The sequence below is a fragment of the Streptomyces natalensis ATCC 27448 genome, assembly GCF_000935125.1.
Taxonomy (GTDB): domain Bacteria; phylum Actinomycetota; class Actinomycetes; order Streptomycetales; family Streptomycetaceae; genus Streptomyces; species Streptomyces natalensis.
Map to the genome: position 1 here is coordinate 161,950 of NZ_JRKI01000045.1, position 17,232 is coordinate 179,181.

11 protein-coding genes are annotated in these 17,232 nt (G+C 67.9%); 4 read left to right on the plus strand and 7 right to left on the minus strand.

Annotated elements, in window-relative coordinates; genetic code table 11:
* Positions 1-170: 170 nt before the first annotated feature.
* From SNA_RS29415 to ngcE, 4 genes are all read right to left on the minus strand, one after another.
* Positions 171-1,370: an ROK family transcriptional regulator gene (locus SNA_RS29415; protein WP_030065988.1), complete on the minus strand. Its 1,200-nt coding sequence runs from the start codon at positions 1,368-1,370 to the stop codon at positions 171-173.
* Positions 1,371-1,585: 215 nt separating this feature from the next.
* Positions 1,586-2,512 carry a carbohydrate ABC transporter permease gene (locus tag SNA_RS29420; protein ID WP_030065989.1) on the minus strand — a complete coding sequence of 309 codons (927 nt, stop codon included), beginning with the start codon at positions 2,510-2,512 and terminating at the stop codon, positions 1,586-1,588.
* Complete coding sequence (locus SNA_RS29425) at positions 2,512-3,435, minus strand: carbohydrate ABC transporter permease (RefSeq protein WP_030065990.1); 924 nt, start codon at positions 3,433-3,435, stop codon at positions 2,512-2,514. The genes SNA_RS29420 and SNA_RS29425 overlap by 1 nt, the downstream gene beginning before the upstream one ends.
* A gap of 128 nt (positions 3,436-3,563) precedes the next feature.
* A complete protein-coding gene (gene ngcE, locus SNA_RS29430; RefSeq protein ID WP_030065991.1) occupies positions 3,564-5,003 on the minus strand; it encodes an N-acetylglucosamine/diacetylchitobiose ABC transporter substrate-binding protein in 1,440 nt (479 codons plus the stop codon).
* Between the two features lie 487 nt (positions 5,004-5,490).
* On the opposite strand from ngcE, the gene SNA_RS29435 reads away from it, so the two are divergent.
* Positions 5,491-8,970: a GH92 family glycosyl hydrolase gene (locus SNA_RS29435; RefSeq protein WP_030065992.1), complete on the plus strand. Its 3,480-nt coding sequence runs from the start codon at positions 5,491-5,493 to the stop codon at positions 8,968-8,970.
* A 14-nt stretch (positions 8,971-8,984) separates the two neighbouring features.
* Here the strand turns inward: SNA_RS29435 and SNA_RS29440 are convergent, their stop codons facing one another.
* Both SNA_RS29440 and acnA read right to left on the minus strand, forming a co-directional pair.
* Positions 8,985-9,341 carry a hypothetical protein gene (locus tag SNA_RS29440; RefSeq protein ID WP_030065993.1) on the minus strand — a complete coding sequence of 119 codons (357 nt, stop codon included), beginning with the start codon at positions 9,339-9,341 and terminating at the stop codon, positions 8,985-8,987.
* 99 nt (positions 9,342-9,440) lie between these two features.
* Positions 9,441-12,155 carry an aconitate hydratase AcnA gene (gene acnA, locus SNA_RS29445; protein WP_030065994.1) on the minus strand — a complete coding sequence of 905 codons (2,715 nt, stop codon included), beginning with the start codon at positions 12,153-12,155 and terminating at the stop codon, positions 9,441-9,443.
* A 342-nt stretch (positions 12,156-12,497) separates the two neighbouring features.
* Between acnA and SNA_RS29450 the strand changes: the two genes are divergently transcribed.
* From SNA_RS29450 to SNA_RS29460, 3 genes are all read left to right on the plus strand, one after another.
* Positions 12,498-12,893, plus strand: coding sequence for a PASTA domain-containing protein (locus SNA_RS29450; protein ID WP_063894109.1), 396 nt, complete (start codon positions 12,498-12,500; stop codon positions 12,891-12,893).
* A gap of 108 nt (positions 12,894-13,001) precedes the next feature.
* Positions 13,002-13,889: an RNA polymerase sigma factor SigJ gene (gene sigJ / locus SNA_RS29455; protein WP_030065996.1), complete on the plus strand. Its 888-nt coding sequence runs from the start codon at positions 13,002-13,004 to the stop codon at positions 13,887-13,889.
* A 197-nt stretch (positions 13,890-14,086) separates the two neighbouring features.
* Entirely contained in the window at positions 14,087-15,616 is a 1,530-nt protein-coding gene (locus tag SNA_RS29460; protein ID WP_030065997.1) for a helix-turn-helix domain-containing protein, read from the plus strand.
* A 151-nt stretch (positions 15,617-15,767) separates the two neighbouring features.
* On the opposite strand, the gene SNA_RS29465 is transcribed toward SNA_RS29460, so the two are convergent.
* A complete protein-coding gene (locus SNA_RS29465; RefSeq protein ID WP_338059833.1) occupies positions 15,768-16,940 on the minus strand; it encodes a tyrosine-type recombinase/integrase in 1,173 nt (390 codons plus the stop codon).
* Positions 16,941-17,232 lie beyond the last annotated feature (292 nt).

Sequence of the window (17,232 nt, forward strand, 5' to 3'; positions counted from 1 at the left end):
TGGGGTTGCCTCCCTGACGAGGCCGCGTCGTTGCGGCCGAGGTGGCTGGAAGTCAACTCGGCCGCCAGCCGACCGTCAAGAAGTAAATCCTTAACGAGATGGCAACGGTGCCATGCGTTAGCAGTGTGAACTCATACGGACTGGTAAGGGACGCAAAGCCCCGGAGCCCGTCACACCGGAGCGGGCGCCTCCGCGTCCCGTACGCCATCAAGCAGGGTCGAATCGCCCATTTCGCTCAGTACAAGTGCGAGCGCGCCCAGCACCTCCGCACGGCCGCCGAGCGTGCCGGGCACGATGCCCAACTGCCGTGCCGCGCTGGGGATTGCATACCGCGACACTGACTCCCGGATCGGCGCCAGCACCAGCTCACCGGCCTCGGCGAGATCGCCGCCGAGCACCACCCGGCTGGGATTGAGCAGATTGCACAGATTCGCCACACCACTGCCGATATGTCGGCCCACGTCCGCGATCACCCGTCGGCAGCCCGGATCGCCCTCGCGGGCCAGCTGCACCACCCGCGCCATGGTGAGATCCGGTCCGTGGCTCGGCTGGAGCAGCGGAAGGACGTAGCGGGCGGCGGTGAAGGTTTCCAGACAGCCGCGGTTGCCGCAGCGGCAGACCGGCCCGGACTCGTCCAGCGTGATGTGCCCGATCTCGCCGGCGGTGCCGCCCGGCCCGCGATAGATCTGCCCGCTGATCACCAGGCCCGCGCCGACGCCGCTGGCCACCTTGATGTACGCCAGGTCGGCGGCCCCGCGCCCGCCGCCCCACACCAGCTCGCCGAGCGCGCCGAGGTTGGCGTCGTTGTCGACGTGGACGGGGACCCCGAGGCGTCCGGACAGCTCCCGGCTCGGGTTCGTACCGGCCCAGCCCGGCAGGATGGCCGTCGACCCCAGCGTCCCGGACTCGACGTCGATGGGCCCCGGCACGCCCAGACCGACGCCGATGACCTTGTCCGGGGCAATCCCGGTCGATTCGATCAGCCGCTTGACCAGCGATTCCGCCCGGTCGAAGCCCTCTGCCGCGGAGGCGTCCACATCGATCGGCTCGGCATCCTCGGCCAGCACCCGGTGGGCCAGATTGCCGATCGCCACCCGCATATGGGAGTGCCCGAAATCGACTCCTACGACGATGCCGGCGTCACCGGAGAGCGAAACGCTGCGGGCCCGCCGTCCGCCGGCGGAGGTCGGGGTCACCTCGACGGTGCCGCCGTCCTTCAGCTCGCGCACGATATTGGAGACGGTGGCCGCGGACAGCCCCGTGCTCCGGGCGATCTCCGCCTGCGTGAGGGAGCCCGCCATACGCACCGCTCGTACGACCCGCTCCAGATTGGCCCGGTGCAGCGAGGACTGCGAGCCCGGAGTCTCCATTGACTCATCCACTCCCGTCTGGGGCTGGGCCACATCGGTGGGGCCAGCGTGTCTCCAACATGTGAATCTAAGCTGACGCGCCCTGGCCGCCTCCCGTCAAGTCCTTGAGCGGTCAAAGGATCAAGCGCATTGCTACGGAATGGACATGGCACGGCCGGGGCACGGCTGGGGCCTCCCCCGCGCAGCGGCGAGGAAGGCCCCGGGCGGGCGGCGGGCTACTTGAGCGCTCCGGCCGTCAGACCGGCCACCACCTGCCGCTGGAAGATGATGTACGCCGCGAGCACCGGCAGCATCGCGATCGTCAGACCGGCGAAGAGCCCCGACCAGTCCCCCTTGTAACCCTGGCTCACGGCCAGCGCGACCAGTCCCTGGGTGAGCATCTTCTTGTCCGGGTCACCGACGTTGAGCACCGTCGGCAGGAGGTACTGGTTCCACTGCCCCAGGAAGTTGAAGATCCCGACGCTGATCAGACCGGGCTTCGCCATCGGCAGCATCACCTGGAAGAAGGTGCGGGTGTGCGAGGCGCCGTCGATGAGCGCGGCCTCCGCCACCGACGTCGGCAGGGTGCGGAAGAACCCGCAGAGGAAGAAGACCGTGAACGGCAGCGAATAGGCGATATAGACCAGGATCAGGCCGTGATAGGTGTCCAGCAGCGTCATGTTCTTCATGACGAAGAACAGCGGGACCAGCGCCAGGATCACCGGAAAGCCCATGCCTCCGACGAACAGGAAGTAGAGGAAGCGGTTCCCGGGGAAGTCGAAACGGGCCAGCACATAGGCCGCCATCGACCCGAGCAGCATGGTGCCGATCAGTGAACCGCCCACCACGATGAGCGAGTTGAGGAAATACTGGCCCATGTTGGCCTTGTCCCAGGCCCGCACCCAGTTGTCGAAGTGCAGCGCCGAGGGCAGTCCCCAGGGGGAGCCGAAGATTTCGCTGTCGTCCTTGAAGGAGCTGACCACCGCCCACAGCAGCGGCATGGTCACCAACAGCCCCCAGATCACCAGGACACCGTGCGAGAAGACATTGAGGACGCCGCCCTCGCCTCCTCGCTTTCCGGCGCGCGGCTGACGGGCCGACGAGCCGTGCGGCTCCCGCGTCGTCACACCCGTCAGCTCGGCCGGATCCGTCTGCGCACTCATCAGAACTCCAGTCGCTCACGCCGGCCCAGCCGCATCACGATGGCCGAGAAAATCAGGGTCACGATCAGCAGGGAAACGCCGATGGCGGTCGCATATCCCGCCTGACCGTCGCGGAAGGTCTTCTGGTACACGTACAGCGGAAGAACCTCGGTCGCATAGTCGGGGCCGCCCGGACCCACGCTCATGATCTGCACGAACGCGAAGGCCGATACGTCCAGGGCGAGGATGCCCATATAGATCCAGCCGGTCTGCACGGTGTCCCACAGCAGCGGCAGGGTGATCCGGAAGAACGTGTTGAGGCGGTCCGCGCCGTCCAGCAGCGCGGCCTCGTAGAAGTCCTTCGGGATCGAACTCATCCCGGCCGAGAAGAGGACGACATAGAAGCCGACATTGGCCCACACCATCGCGCCCATCACACACCACAGGGCGAGTTGGGGATCGCCCAGCCAGTCCGGCTGCACGGCGTCCAGCCCGATCGCCTTGAAGAAGGCGTTGAGTGCGCCGCTCTCCGGGTTGTAGGCGAACTGGAACAGCAGCGCGACGATCGGGACGGACAGCACCTGCGGGAAGAAGTAGAGAATCTTGTACGCGGCCGACCCCCGTACGCCGCCGATCACCGCCTTCTTCCGCCGGCGGCCGCCGACATTGAGCATGAAGGCGAAGAACAGGCCGAGCGACAGCGTCACCACCGGCAGCAGGAGCAGCAGCGTCACACTGTTGCCCACTGCAGCCCAGAAGACATCGTCTTGGAAGAGCCGCACATAATTGCCGAAGCCGACCATCTTCATGTCCGGACTCAGGCCGGTCCAGTCCGTGAAGGAGTAGTAGATGGCCTGCACGAACGGCGAGATCACAAAGACCGCATAAATCGCCAGCGGGACGACCAGAAACCCCGCGATGAAACGGTATTTACCGTGCTGCATGACTACCGATCCCGTTCTCTCCCTGCGGCCGCAGCCGCCGGTGACTCCCCCGGCTGACTCCCCCGGCTCCGCTGGGGGTGCCCCCAGAAGGCGCCCCCATGCGCTCATCGGTCCCGGCAACTCACCCGTCAGCGCTTGTACTTCTTGATGCCGGAGTCGCCTCGGGTGTCGTCCGCGTACTTCTGGATGTGCTGTATCGCCTCGTCCGGCGTCATCCGGCCGGCCATCATCTCGCCGAGCGCGCCGACCCCGATCCGCTCCTTCTGGAGCGCCACATACCAGTCCTGGAGCCGGGGGTTGACGATATGCGAACCGGCCTTCTGGAGCGCCGTCTGCGCCGAGGACAGGCCGGGCGGAAGGGTGACGCCCTCCGTGCCGCCGTTGAACGAACACAGCGAGGACACCTGCTTGATGAAATTCTGCGCGGACTTCTTGCTGAGCATGATGCGCAGCAGCTCCATACCGCCCTCGGAGTTCCTCGCCGCCTTCGGGACGATGTACGGCTCACCGCCCGACGCCCAGATCGTGCCGAACGGCATCTTGTCCGAGGTGGAGAGGCTGGACGGCGCGCCGACCGCGAGGTCGAAATGCGGGTTGCCGGCGATCTGTTTGGCGGACTCGTTCTCCACCCAGGAGCCGTTGGGGATGAACAGCGCCTTGCCTTCGGCCCATGCCTTCTGCGACTGGAGGTGGTCGAGCCCCGGCGAGCCCTTGAGGACATACCCCTTCTTGTAGAGCTCGTAATAGGCGTCGAAGGCCGCCTTGACCGCGGGGTCCTTCCAGGCGTTGGGTTCGAGGTTGTCGATCCGCCGCAGCACCTCTTCACCGCCGATTTTGGCGATGAACGGGTAGAGGCTGAAGGGCAGGTAGTAGGGGTACTTGCCCGGGTAGGTCCAGCCCGCGATGCCCTTCTTCTTGGCCTTCGCGCACAGCGCGAGCATGTCGTCCCAGGTCTCGGGGTATTCCGCGTCGAGCTTGTGCAGATTGCCTCTGGAGTACCACACGCCGTACACCGTGTAGGCGTAGTAGAGGATCCAGGTCTCCTTGCCGCCGAACTGCCCCATTTCGATGACGCCCGGCCGCAGCGTGTCGCGTACCTTCTTCGCCGGGTCGTCGACCGAGGGAGCATCCAGGAGGGGCGTCAGATCGCTGAGCTGGTTCTTGGCGACCAGGGTGCCGAAGTCCATCTGCTCGGCGCCGGAGTTGTCGACGAGATCGGGCGGGTTTCCCCCGTTGAACCGCGGCTGGAGGGTCGACTGGATCTTCTGCGTCGAGGAGAGCTTGACCTTGCCGTCGGCCTTGGGAAATGCCTTGAGGTACTCCGCCTGCGCGTCCTTGGCGTATTTGTCGCCGAATCCACCGTCGAAGATGACGACGTCCAGTCCCGCGGACTCATTGACGGCCAGGGGATTCTTCGCCGATTTCGTTCCCTTGGCGACCTTGTCATTGCCGCCGCCGGAGGAACTGGCACAGGCGGACAGCACACTCATGGCCGGTACGGCGACAATGCCGAGGGCGGCGGCCCGCTTGACCAGATCGCGACGGTTGAATTCTGAGGTGGATCCCATGCTCAAGTCCTCGCCTTCTTCAGGACTCAGGCGGTGTACCGGAGCCACCCCGGCACCGCAGGTCAGATGAAGCTGAGTTGTACGGGATGTGCACCGGACGCGCGGGATACGCGCTAGGGAGACGCGGGGAAATCATCCATTCCCCGGCACTCCCCCGGATCCACGGCCCGGTCGCGCGGCCGCTCGGATGCCGACAGGTATAGTCCACTTCCAGCCGAAGGGGCAAGATCGAATGCAGGGTTGGACGGCGTCTTTCCCTAGTTGAGACCTCTGCGGCATGCCGGGAGTTCTCCCCTTGACCGGCGCGCCGGTGCGCGGAGCGGAATCCGCCGCTCGCTCACCACGGCGACCCACCGACCGCAACGACACCCTTGACACCCCTTCTCCCCGCACCCCTTACTTGTCTCTGCCCACCCGCTCGTCCCGCCTTTCCCTGCGCCATCCACCATCAACTGACAACGATGTCAACTCCGTTGAGAGGGCTCGCGTGCGGCACAGACACCGGCACCGTTCAGCGTGGACCGTCACCCGCCCGGCCGCCGCCCTCGCGACGGCCGCGCTGCTCGCCTTCACCGTCCTCGTCCCGGCCCAGGCCGCGCCCGCCGAAACCCCGCCGCGCCCGGCGGAGTTCCATACCTCGTTCGAATCCGGCGACCCGCCCCTGACCTGGCGCGACACCGTCGACACCGCCCCCGACGGCACGCCCCGCGCCGCGGGCGTCACCCCGGAGGCACAGGCCGCGCCCGCGGCCCCCGGCATGACCAGCCGCCCCGACACCGGCCCCACCGACTCCCCCACCGCCAAGGCGCACGCCGGCTTCACCGGCACCCATGCCCTGCGCTACGCGGGCACCCACACCTCGCCCGGCCGCGGCTATGCGTACAACAAACTCTTCGACGTCGACCTCCCCGTCACCGCGTCGACCACCCTCTCCTACCGGCTCTTCCCGGAGATGGCGACCACGGATCTGTCGTATCCCGCGACCCATGTCGCCGTGGACCTGGCCTTCACCGACGGCACCTACCTCAGCGACCTGCACGCCGTCGACCAGCACGGCGCGCCCCTGACCCCGCAGGGCCAGGCCGCCTCCAAGACCCTCTACGTCAATCAGTGGAACCACCGCGCCTCCCGGATCGGCGCGGTCGCCGCCGGCAAGACCGTCGACCGCATCCTGATCGCCTACGACGCACCCGCCGCGCCGCGCACCGCACCTGCCTTCCGCGGCTGGGTCGACGACATCGCCCTCGCCCCCGCACCGCCGGACAAGCGGCTCGGCCACCTCTCCGACTACGCCCTCACCACCCGCGGCACCCTCTCCAGCGGCAGCTTCTCGCGCGGCAACACCTTCCCCGCGACCGCCGTCCCCAACGGCTTCACCTTCTGGACGCCGGTGACCAACGCCGGCTCCACCGACTGGCTCTACGAGTACGCGCGGCGCAACAACGCCGACAACCTCCCCACCCTCCAGGCCTTCAGCGCCAGCCATGAGCCCAGCCCCTGGATGGGCGACCGCCAGACCTTCCAGGTCATGCCGTCCATCGCCCCCGGTACCCCCGACGCCTCGCGCACCGCCCGCGCCCTCCCCTTCCATCACGCGAACGAGACCGCGCACCCGCACTACTACGGCGTCACCTTCGACAACGGTCTGAAGGCGGAGATCACCCCCACCGATCACGCCGCCCTCATGCGCTTCACCTTCCCCGGTGACCACGCCGCCCTCCTCTTCGACAACGTCAACAACAAGGGCGGACTGACCCTGGACACCCGGCGCGGCGTCGTCACCGGTTTCTCCGACGTCAAAAGCGGCCTGTCCACCGGCGCGACCCGGCTGTTCGTCTACGGCGTCCTCGACGCGCCCGTCACCGGCGGCGGCCGGCTCGCCAACGAGGGGTGCGGCGTCAGACGCTCCAGTGGAGCCGGTGCTTGCACCGGGGGCAAGGACGTCACGGGCTACCTACGCCTCCGGCCCGGCGCCGACCGCACCGTGACCCTGCGCATCGCCACGTCCCTGATCGGCGTCGACCAGGCGAGGGCCAATCTGGCCCGCGAGATCCCGGCCGGCACCTCCTTCTCGGCCGTCGAACGCGGGGCCCGGGCCCAATGGGACGCCCTCCTGAGCCGCATCGAGGTCGAGGGCGCGAGCCGCGACCAGCTCACCACCCTCTACTCCAGCCTCTACCGCCTCTACCTCTATCCCAACTCCGGCTCCGAGCAGACCGGTTCGGGCATCCGCTACGCCAGCCCGTTCTCCCCGCAGACCGGTCCGGACACCCCCACCCGCACCGGCTCGAAAATCGTCGACGGCCAGATCTACGTCAACAACGGCTTCTGGGACACCTACCGCACCACCTGGCCGGCCTACTCCCTGCTCACTCCGCACCGGGCCGGGCGCATGGTCGACGGATTCGTCCGCCAGTACAAGGACGGCGGCTGGATCTCCCGCTGGTCCTCCCCCGGCTATGCGGATCTGATGACCGGTACGAGTTCCGATGTCGCGTTCGCCGATGCGTATGTCAAGGGCGTGCCTTTCGATGCCGAGGCCGCCTATGAAGCGGCCGTGAAGAATGCGACCGTGGCCCCGCCCGGTCCCGGTGTCGGCCGTAAGGGGATGGCCACCTCCCCCTTCCTCGGCTATACCAGCACCGACACCCGGGAGGGCCTTTCCTGGGCCCTGGAGGGCTGTCTCAACGACTTCGGCATCGCCCGAATGGGCAAGGCCCTGTACGAGAAAACGCACAAACCGCGCTACCTCGAAGAGTCGACGTACTTCCTGCATCGCGCGCAGAACTACGTCCGCCTCTTCGACCGCCGTATCGGCTTCTTCCAGGGCAAGGACGCCCAGGGCACCTGGCGCCTGACGCCCAGGGCATTCGACCCCCGGGTCTGGGGCTACGACTACACCGAGACCAATGCCTGGACATTCGCCTTCACCGCGCCCCAGGACACCCGGGGCCTGGCCAACCTCTACGGCGGCCGGTCCGCGCTGGCCCGGAAACTCGATACGTACTTCGCCACCCCGGAGACCGCGTCCAAGGAATTCGCCGGCTCCTATGGCGACGTCATCCACGAAATGACCGAGGCCCGCGACACTCGTATGGGCATGTACGGCCACAGCAACCAGCCCGCACACCACATCGCGTATGTCTATGACGCCGCCGGCCGCCCCTGGAAAACCCAGGAAAAGGTCCGCGAGGTCCTCTCCCGCCTCTACCTGGGCAGCGAAATCGGCCAGGGATACCCGGGCGACGAGGACAACGGCGAGATGTCCGCCTGGTATGTCTTCAGCGCGCTCGGCTTCTATCCCCTGGTCATGGGACAGGGCGAATACGCGGTCGGCTCCCCGCTGTTCACCAAGGCAACGGTCCATCTGGAAAACGGCCACGATCTGACCGTCAACGCGCCCCGCAACAGCGCCCGCAACCTCTACGTCCAGTCCCTCAAGGTCAACGGAAAACCCTGGAATTCCACCGCGCTGCCGCATGCACTGCTTGCGCGGGGCGCCCGGCTGGACTTCGCGATGGGCCCGAAGCCCTCGGCGTGGGGCAGCGGCAGGAACGCCGGTCCCACCTCGATCACCCGCGACGACCGCGTCCCGTCCCCCGTCCACGATCTGACGGTGCCTGGGGGAGGCTCGCCCCTTCTGGACGACACCTCCGCCACGGATGCCGCCCTCGGCCCGGCCACCGACCTGCCGGTGCAACCCGGTGCGGGCCGTACCGCGGCGCAGTACACCCTCACCTCGTCCGACCACGAACGGGCGCCCGCGAGCTGGGTGTTGCAGGGCTCGACGGAGGGTGCGCACTGGACCGATCTCGACCGGCGCACCGGCGAAAGCTTCACCTGGGACCACCAGACCAGGGTCTTCACGGTCGCCCACCCGGGCGCGTACCCGCACTACCGGCTGCTGTGGAGCGGGGGCGGCGGGGGGACGGCGCGACTGGCGGAGGTGGAGCTGCTGTCAGGGTGAGGGGCCGGGGACCGCTACACGGCCATCCACGGGACCCGGCACGCATGCGGCGCCACGCCCTCGGGGCACATGCGCCGGAGCACCGCCTTACGCACGTCCCGCCACACCCGCAGGGAACACACGACGCCGGCGCGCAGCTGGACGGGGTTTCGCTCGCCAGGGTCCTGACCGGGGTTTTCGTGGCCCCACTGGTCCACGAGGAGGTCATACATCTCGGCCACAGGGACACCCCCGGCAAGGGTCTCCCGCTCTTCTTCCCAGGCGACCACGCGGGCCCCTCGGGCCTGCGCCGCGGCCACGACGATTCCCTTGACCCACGCCAGACCGGCCTCGTCCGCATACAGGCCGAATACCAGCCTTCGCGTCTTCACTCTCCGCACCCCTCCTCGACGGCAGCCTGCCACGGACGACGAACGGGCCGCACCCCTTTTTCCGAGGGGTGCGGCCCGTGGCCGTGTGCCGGCTGCCGCTTACTTGCGGATCAGGCTGCGCAGCACGTACTGCATGATGCCGCCGTTGCGGTAGTAGTCCGCCTCACCGGGGGTGTCGATGCGGACGACCGCGTCGAACTCGACGCCGGTGTCGGTGGTGACCTTGACCGTGCTCGGCGTGGTGCCGTCGTTGAGCTCGGTCACGCCGGAGATCGAGAAGGTCTCCTCGCCGGTCAGGCCGAGCGAGTCGGCCGACTGGCCCTCCGGGAACTGGAGCGGCAGGACGCCCATGCCGATGAGGTTCGAGCGGTGGATGCGCTCGTACGACTCGGTGATGACGGCCTTGACGCCGAGGAGCGCGGTGCCCTTGGCGGCCCAGTCACGGGACGAACCGGAGCCGTACTCCTTGCCGCCCAGGATGACCAGCGGAGTGCCGGCGGCCTGGTAGTTCTGCGACGCGTCGTAGATGAACGACACCGGGGCGTCGGCCTGGGTGAAGTCGCGGGTGTAGCCGCCCTCGGTGCCCGGCGCGATCTGGTTGCGCAGGCGGATGTTGGCGAACGTGCCGCGGATCATGACCTCGTGGTTACCGCGACGGGAACCGTACGAGTTGAAGTCGCGGCGCTCGACGCCGTGCTCCGACAGGTACTTGCCCGCCGGGGTGTCGGCCTTGATCGCACCGGCCGGGGAGATGTGGTCGGTGGTGACCGAGTCGCCGAGCTTGGCGAGGACGCGGGCACCCGCGATGTCCTGGACCGGGGCCGGCTCCATCTGCATGCCGTCGAAGTACGGGGGCTTGCGGACGTAGGTGGACTGGGCGTCCCACTCGAAGGTGTTGCCGGTGGGGACCGGCAGCGCCTGCCACTGGGCGTCGCCCGCGAAGACGTCCTCGTAGGACTTGGCGAACATGTCCTCGCCGATGGCGTTGGCGACGACGTCGTTGACCTCGGCCTCGGTCGGCCAGATGTCCGCGAGGTGGACCGGCTTGCCGTCCTGGTCGGTGCCCAGGGCGTCGCGCGTGATGTCCACCTTCATGGAACCCGCGAGGGCGTAGGCGACGACCAGCGGCGGGGACGCCAGGTAGTTCATCTTGACGTCGGGGTTGATCCGGCCCTCGAAGTTACGGTTGCCGGAGAGCACCGAGGTCACGGCCAGGTCGTGGTCGTTGACGGCCTTGGAGACCTCCTCCGGCAGCGGGCCGGAGTTGCCGATGCAGGTGGTGCAGCCGTAGCCGACGAGGTTGAAGCCGACCTTGTCGAGGTACGGGGTCAGCCCGGCCTTGTCGAAGTAGTCGGTGACGACCTTCGACCCCGGGGCGAGGGTGGTCTTGACCCACGGCTTGCGGGTCAGGCCCTTCTCGACGGCCTTCTTCGCGACCAGCGCGGCGGCGACCATCACATACGGGTTCGAGGTGTTGGTGCAGGAGGTGATGGCCGCGACGGTGACCGCACCGTGGTCGATCTCGTAGGTCGATCCGTCGGGGGCGGTGACCGTGGTCGGGCGGCTCGGCACGCCGTTGGCGGCGGCCGGGGAGTCGGAGGCCGGGAAGGACTCCTGGCCCGCCTCGTCGGCGGTGGAGACGTAGTTGAGGACGTCGCGCTCGAACTGCGACTTGGCGTCGGCGAGGACGATACGGTCCTGCGGGCGCTTGGGACCGGCGATCGAGGGGACGACCGTCGACAGGTCCAGCTCCAGCTTCTCGGAGAAGTCGGGCTCGGCGGCCGGGTCGAGCCAGAGGCCCTGCTCCTTGGCGTACGCCTCGACGAGCGCGACCTGCTGGGCGTCGCGGCCGGTCAGGCGCAGGTAGTTCAGCGTCTCGTCGTCGATCGGGAAGATCGCGGCGGTGGAGCCGAACTCCGGCGACATGTTGCCGATGGTGGCGCGGTTGGCCAGCGAGGTCGCGGCCACACCCTCGCCGTAGAACTCGACGAACTTGCCGACGACGCCGTGCTTGCGCAGCATCTCGGTGATGGTGAGCACGAGGTCCGTGGCGGTCGTACCCGGCTTCAGCTCACCGGTCAGCTTGAAGCCGACCACGCGCGGGATCAGCATGGAGACCGGCTGGCCGAGCATCGCGGCCTCGGCCTCGATGCCGCCGACGCCCCAGCCCAGCACGCCCAGGCCGTTGACCATGGTGGTGTGCGAGTCGGTGCCGACGAGGGTGTCGGGGTAGGCCTGGCCGTTGCGCACCATGACCGTACGAGCGAGGTGCTCGATGTTGACCTGGTGGACGATGCCGGTGCCCGGGGGGACGACCTTGAACTCGTCGAAGGCGGTCTGGCCCCAGCGCAGGAACTGGTAGCGCTCCTTGTTGCGGCCGTACTCCAGCTCGACGTTCTGGCCGAAGGCGTCCTTCGTGCCGAACTTGTCGGCGATGACGGAGTGGTCGATGACCAGCTCGGCCGGCGCCAGCGGGTTGATCTTCGCCGGGTCGCCGCCCAGCTCCTTGACGGCCTCACGCATGGTGGCGAGGTCCACGACGCACGGCACGCCGGTGAAGTCCTGCATGATCACGCGGGCCGGCGTGAACTGGATCTCCTGCGACGGCTGCGCCTGGGAGTCCCAGTTGCCGAGCGCGCGGATGTGGTCGGCGGTGATGTTCGCGCCGTCCTCGGTGCGGAGCAGGTTCTCCAGCAGCACCTTCAGGCTGTAGGGAAGGCGAGCGGAGCCCTCGACCTTGTCCAGCTTGAAGATCTCGTACGACTCGTCGCCCACGCGCAGCGTGCTGCGGGCGTCGAAGCTGTTCGCCGACACGACAGTCTCCTTCATGCATGAATTCGCGCGTACCACCGCGCTGTGCACCCTATGCGACTGCCGTCGCGGGGTGCCGTCACAGGTGCTTGCCAATCCGCTGAGGTATGCCTAAGTTAGGTATGCCTCACTAGCGCGACAGCGGTACGTCTTTCGGCAGATATCTCGATGTCGAGATAACTCTAGTACATCGGTGCGTCGAGGTCATGCCCTGGCCACTGTGACCTGTCACCGCGCGAGGGCGAGCGAGCGTCCGGGCCCCGCGCCCGGTCCGTCGGCGCCGGCGCTGGGCCGATCGGGTCGGCGGGGGCGTGAGGGGAGCGCGGAACGGTCATTTCTTGCGGCATGAAGAAGACCGTTGTCACCGCAGCCCTCGCCCTGGCCGCGGGCGTCACCCTGGCCGTTCCCGCCCAGGCCCACGCCGGCCTCGACACCCACACCGGCACGATGCCGGATGTGAAGGGCAAGGACCTGGTCACCGCGTACCAGGCCCTGCACTACGACCTGCGCGTCCGGTTCTCGGACGGACTCGGCAAGGGCCGCCATGTGCTGTGGCCCGCCGCGTGGAAGGTGTGCGACCAGCAGCCGGCCGCGGGGGCCCAGATGGCGGGGCCCCATATGGACGAGCTGAAGATCACGCTGACCGTGGTGAAGGAGGAAGAGCGGTGCAGCACCCCCAGGGACGCCAACCGCCACCGGGGCAGCGGCAGCCGCCGGGCGATCGGCAGAGAATGGGCATAGTGGGGCGGGGTGGGGGACGGCCGGGACCTGGTGTCGCGGGCGTGGTGTCACATCCGCCGGAGCTCGTCCGTCACAGAGGTGAGGGACCGTAACGGAGGAATGTGCGCGATGGACGAGTCGGGTGGGCAGCAGCAGTGGCTGGCGGAGCGGTTCGAGGAGCACCGCGGCCATCTGCGGGCGGTCGCCTACCGGATGCTCGGCTCCCTGACCGAGGCCGAGGACGCCGTACAGGAGACCTGGCTACGGCTGAGCCGCTCGGGTGCGGACGGGGTGCAGAACCTGGGCGGCTGGCTGACGACCGTCGTCGGGCGGGTGTGCCTGGACATACTGCGCAGCCGCAAGGCGCTGCGCGAGGACCCGCTGGAGACCCACGTTCCCGAGCCGGTCATCAGCCGCGAGGAGGGCATCGACCCCGAACAGGAGGTGCTGCTGGCCGACGCGGTCGGGCTGGCGCTGCTGGTCGTCCTCGAAACGCTCGCCCCGGCGGAACGGCTGGCGTTCGTGCTGCACGACATGTTCGCGGTGCCCTTCGACGACATCGCGCCCATCGTGGAACGCAGCCCCGCCGCCACCCGCCAGCTCGCCAGCCGCGCCCGCCGCCGGGTCCAGGGCACCGCGGCCCCCGACGCCGATCTGCCCCGCCAGCGCAAGGTCGTGCACGCCTTCCTCGCCGCCTCCCGCGACGGCGATTTCGATGCGCTGCTGGCGGTCCTCGACCCGGATGTGCTGCTTCGCGCGGACGGCGGTGCGGTGTCGCCGAACCTGTCGAAGGTGGTGCGCGGGGCGCGCGCCGTGGTGGAACAGGCGCTGTTGTTCTCGCGGTTCGCCCTCACCTCGCGGCCCGCCCTGGTGAACGGCGTGCCGGGTGTCGTGGCGGTCCGCGAGGGGCGGGCGTTCTCGGTGCTGGGCCTGACGATCGCCGACGGCAGGATCGTCGAGATCAACATCCTCGCGGATCCGGAGCGGCTGGCGGGGGTCGATGTGGCGGCTCTGTGACGGCGGCGCCACCCCGAGGTCACCCGTACGGCGGCACGCGCGAACACCCCATCGGCCATGGCACCTCCCCTCGCTCGGCCAGCAAAACACCAGAACAACGGGCGAACACGGCACAGATCGACAAGACAGGAAAAAACACGACAATCCGACAAACGTCAATGCAGGCATCCATCTCATATCTGAGATACGGTCACTCCATGGCAGACGACTACCTCGTACGCATCGGCAGGCTCATCCGTGACGCCCGACAGCACCGGGGCTGGACACAGACGCAGCTCGCCGAAGCGCTCGGCACCAGTCAGAGCGCAGTGAACCGCATTGAACGTGGCAACCAGAACATCAGCCTTGAGATGATCGCCCGTATCGGCGAAGCCCTGGACAGCGAGATCATCTCGCTCGGTTATGCCGGGCCGATGCATCTCCGAGTGGTCGGCGGCCGCCGGCTGTCCGGCAGCATCGACGTCAAGACGAGCAAGAACGCCTGTGTCGCGCTGCTTTGCGCCACGCTGCTGAACGCCGGAAAGACAACTCTGCGCCGGGTGGCGCGCATTGAGGAGGTCTACCGCATCCTGGAGGTGCTGGGCAGCATCGGCGTCCGCACCCGCTGGATCAACAACGGCAGCGACCTGGAGATCGTCCCGCCCGCCGAGCTCAACCTAGAGGCGATGGACACCGAGGCCGCGCGCCGTACCCGAAGCGTCATCATGTTCCTCGGGCCGCTGCTGCACCGGATGGACCACTTCAAGCTTCCCTACGCGGGCGGTTGTGACCTGGGGACCCGTACGGTGACGCCGCATATGACGGCGCTGCGCCACTTCGGGCTGGAGATCACCGCGACCGACGGTACGTATCTGGCCGAGGTCGACCGCAGCGTCGAGCCCAAGCGCGCGATCGTGCTGACCGAGCGCGGGGACACCGTCACCGAGAACGCCCTGCTGGCCGCCGCCCGGCACGATGGCATCACCGTCATCCGTAACGCCTCCTCCAACTACATGGTCCAGGACCTCTGCTTCTTCCTGGAGGAGTTGGGCGTCAAGGTCGAGGGCGTCGGCACGACCACGCTCACCGTCCACGGCGTCACACACATCGACCGGGACGTGGACTACGCACCGTCCGAGGACCCCGTCGAGGCGATGAGCCTGCTGGCGGCGGCAGTGGTCACCGAGTCGGAACTGACGATCCGCCGGGTGCCGGTGGAATTCCTGGAGATCGAGCTGGCGGTCCTGGAGGAGATGGGCCTCGACCACGAGCGCAGCACGGAGTACGCCGCCGACAACGGCCGCACCCGGCTGATCGATCTGACCGTCCGCCCCTCCAAGCTCCAGGCCCCGATCGACAAGATCCACCCGATGCCGTTCCCGGGCCTGAACATCGACAACGTCCCCTTCTTCGCGGCCATCGCGGCCAGCGCCCAGGGCCAGACCCTCATCCACGACTGGGTCTACGACAACCGCGCCATCTACCTGACCGACCTCAACCGTCTGGGCGCCCAGGTCAAACTGCTCGACCCGCACCGGGTGCTGGTCGACGGCCCCACCCGCTGGCGCTCCTCGGAGATGATGTGCCCGCCCGCACTGCGCCCGGCCGTCGTCGTCCTCCTCGCGATGATGGCCGCCGAGGGCACGTCCGTTCTGCGCAACGTCTATGTCATCAACCGGGGTTACGAGGATCTGGCGGAGCGGCTGAACTCCATCGGCGCGCAGATCGAGATCTTCCGGGACATTTGACATGAGAATGCCGCCGCACCCTATCTGACCTGTGCTGATGTGGGTCCGGAGGGGGTGCGGCGGCATCTGTGGGATTTCTCTGGGACTTTGCGGCTGAGCCGGGGCTCCTACGGACCTCATCAGTCCGGGCCCGACGCCATCCTGCCCGCGGCTACGCGAAGATCGCATCGATGGCGGTGCTGCCCCGTGCTCCCGCGCGGGGCAGGAAGTGGGAGTACTTCCGCAGCGTGAACCCGGGGTCGGAGTGGCCCAGCCAGCGTGCCAGGGAGACGACCGATTCGCCGGCCTCAAGTTCCTCGGAGGCGTAGAAGTGGCGCAGGGCGTGGAAGCCGTGCTCCCGGGACGGCTCCCACACACGGGACCCATCCGCGTCGCTCTTCTCCAGCGACGCAATCACGCCCGCCTTGGCCAGAGCGGGCTTCCACACGTGGGAGTTGAAGTAGTTCCGGTTGATCGCCTTCCGCTCGCGCCCCGTCACCAGGAGGCTGTACGTCCTCGGCCGCCGGTGCTTGGCTTCCACTGGTGTCTCCGGAGGGCGCGGGTCGTCCCAGGGCAGCGTGACCGGCACCGGCACGAAGTCCGCCATGTGCTGCCGCACAGCTCTGGCCACGCTTGAGGGCAGGGGAACGTCTCGGACCTTGCGTCCCTTGGGCAGCGCAAAGCACAGCTTCGTCCGCACCATCTTGATCTGGCGCCGGACATGGACGACTTCCTCCTCGAAGTCGATGTCGTCCAAGCAGAGGCCGAACGCTTCTCCTGGCCGGAGTCCCAGGCCGGCACCAATCTCGACGAGGACCTGGTAGCGCTCCGATAGAGCTGCGCGTACGGCCAGTACCCGCTCTGGCGGCCACGCTTCGACCCTGCCCGGTGCGGCGGCTGGGGGCCGGACCGTAGTCGCGCGGCATGGGTTGCGTGCGAGGCGACGGTCCTCGACAGCGGCCTGGAGCACGCCGGAGAGCGTCGCCCAGACGAGACGGATCGACGTGGGCCCGAGATCCTTCTCCAGTCGCTTCTTCCAGCTTCTCAGGACTTCCGTACCCACGCCGTTCAGCGGCAGAGCGCCAAGGTGCGGGAGGATGTGCCGACGCACACGCTGCTCGATGCGCTCAAGGGTGGACGGGTCGCCGCTCTGTGTGGGCCACCAGTGGGTCTCGATGTAGTCCTTGAGAGAGATGGCCCCATCGCGCGGATCGACGAACTCGCCTCGCCGCGCATCGGTCTGAGCCTGGGCGAGCCAGGTCTTGGCGTCCTGGACCGTGTCGAATGAACGGTCCTTGACGCCCGGGATGCCCTTGACGCGATAGCGCGTGCACTTGCCGTACATCGCTGTGCGCTCACGCTTACCGGTTTCGGGGTTGGGGCGCTTCTTCAGCCACCGGTCCTCTATGTAGCCAGCCAGAAGGAACTCCTTGACGAAGGGGATGGAAACTGCGGTCTACGGCGTGTGCCGCATCAGGTGCTGGAAACGCGACCGGACCGATGCTGAGGAACCGCACTCAGGGGGCTCAACGCAGTGTTGGAGCGCGAGTCGGCCTGTTCACAACGAAGTCAGTCCGGCGCTGACCTGCACGGATTGACTTCATTGGCAACGGACATCGTTCCTTGAGGGAACGCAC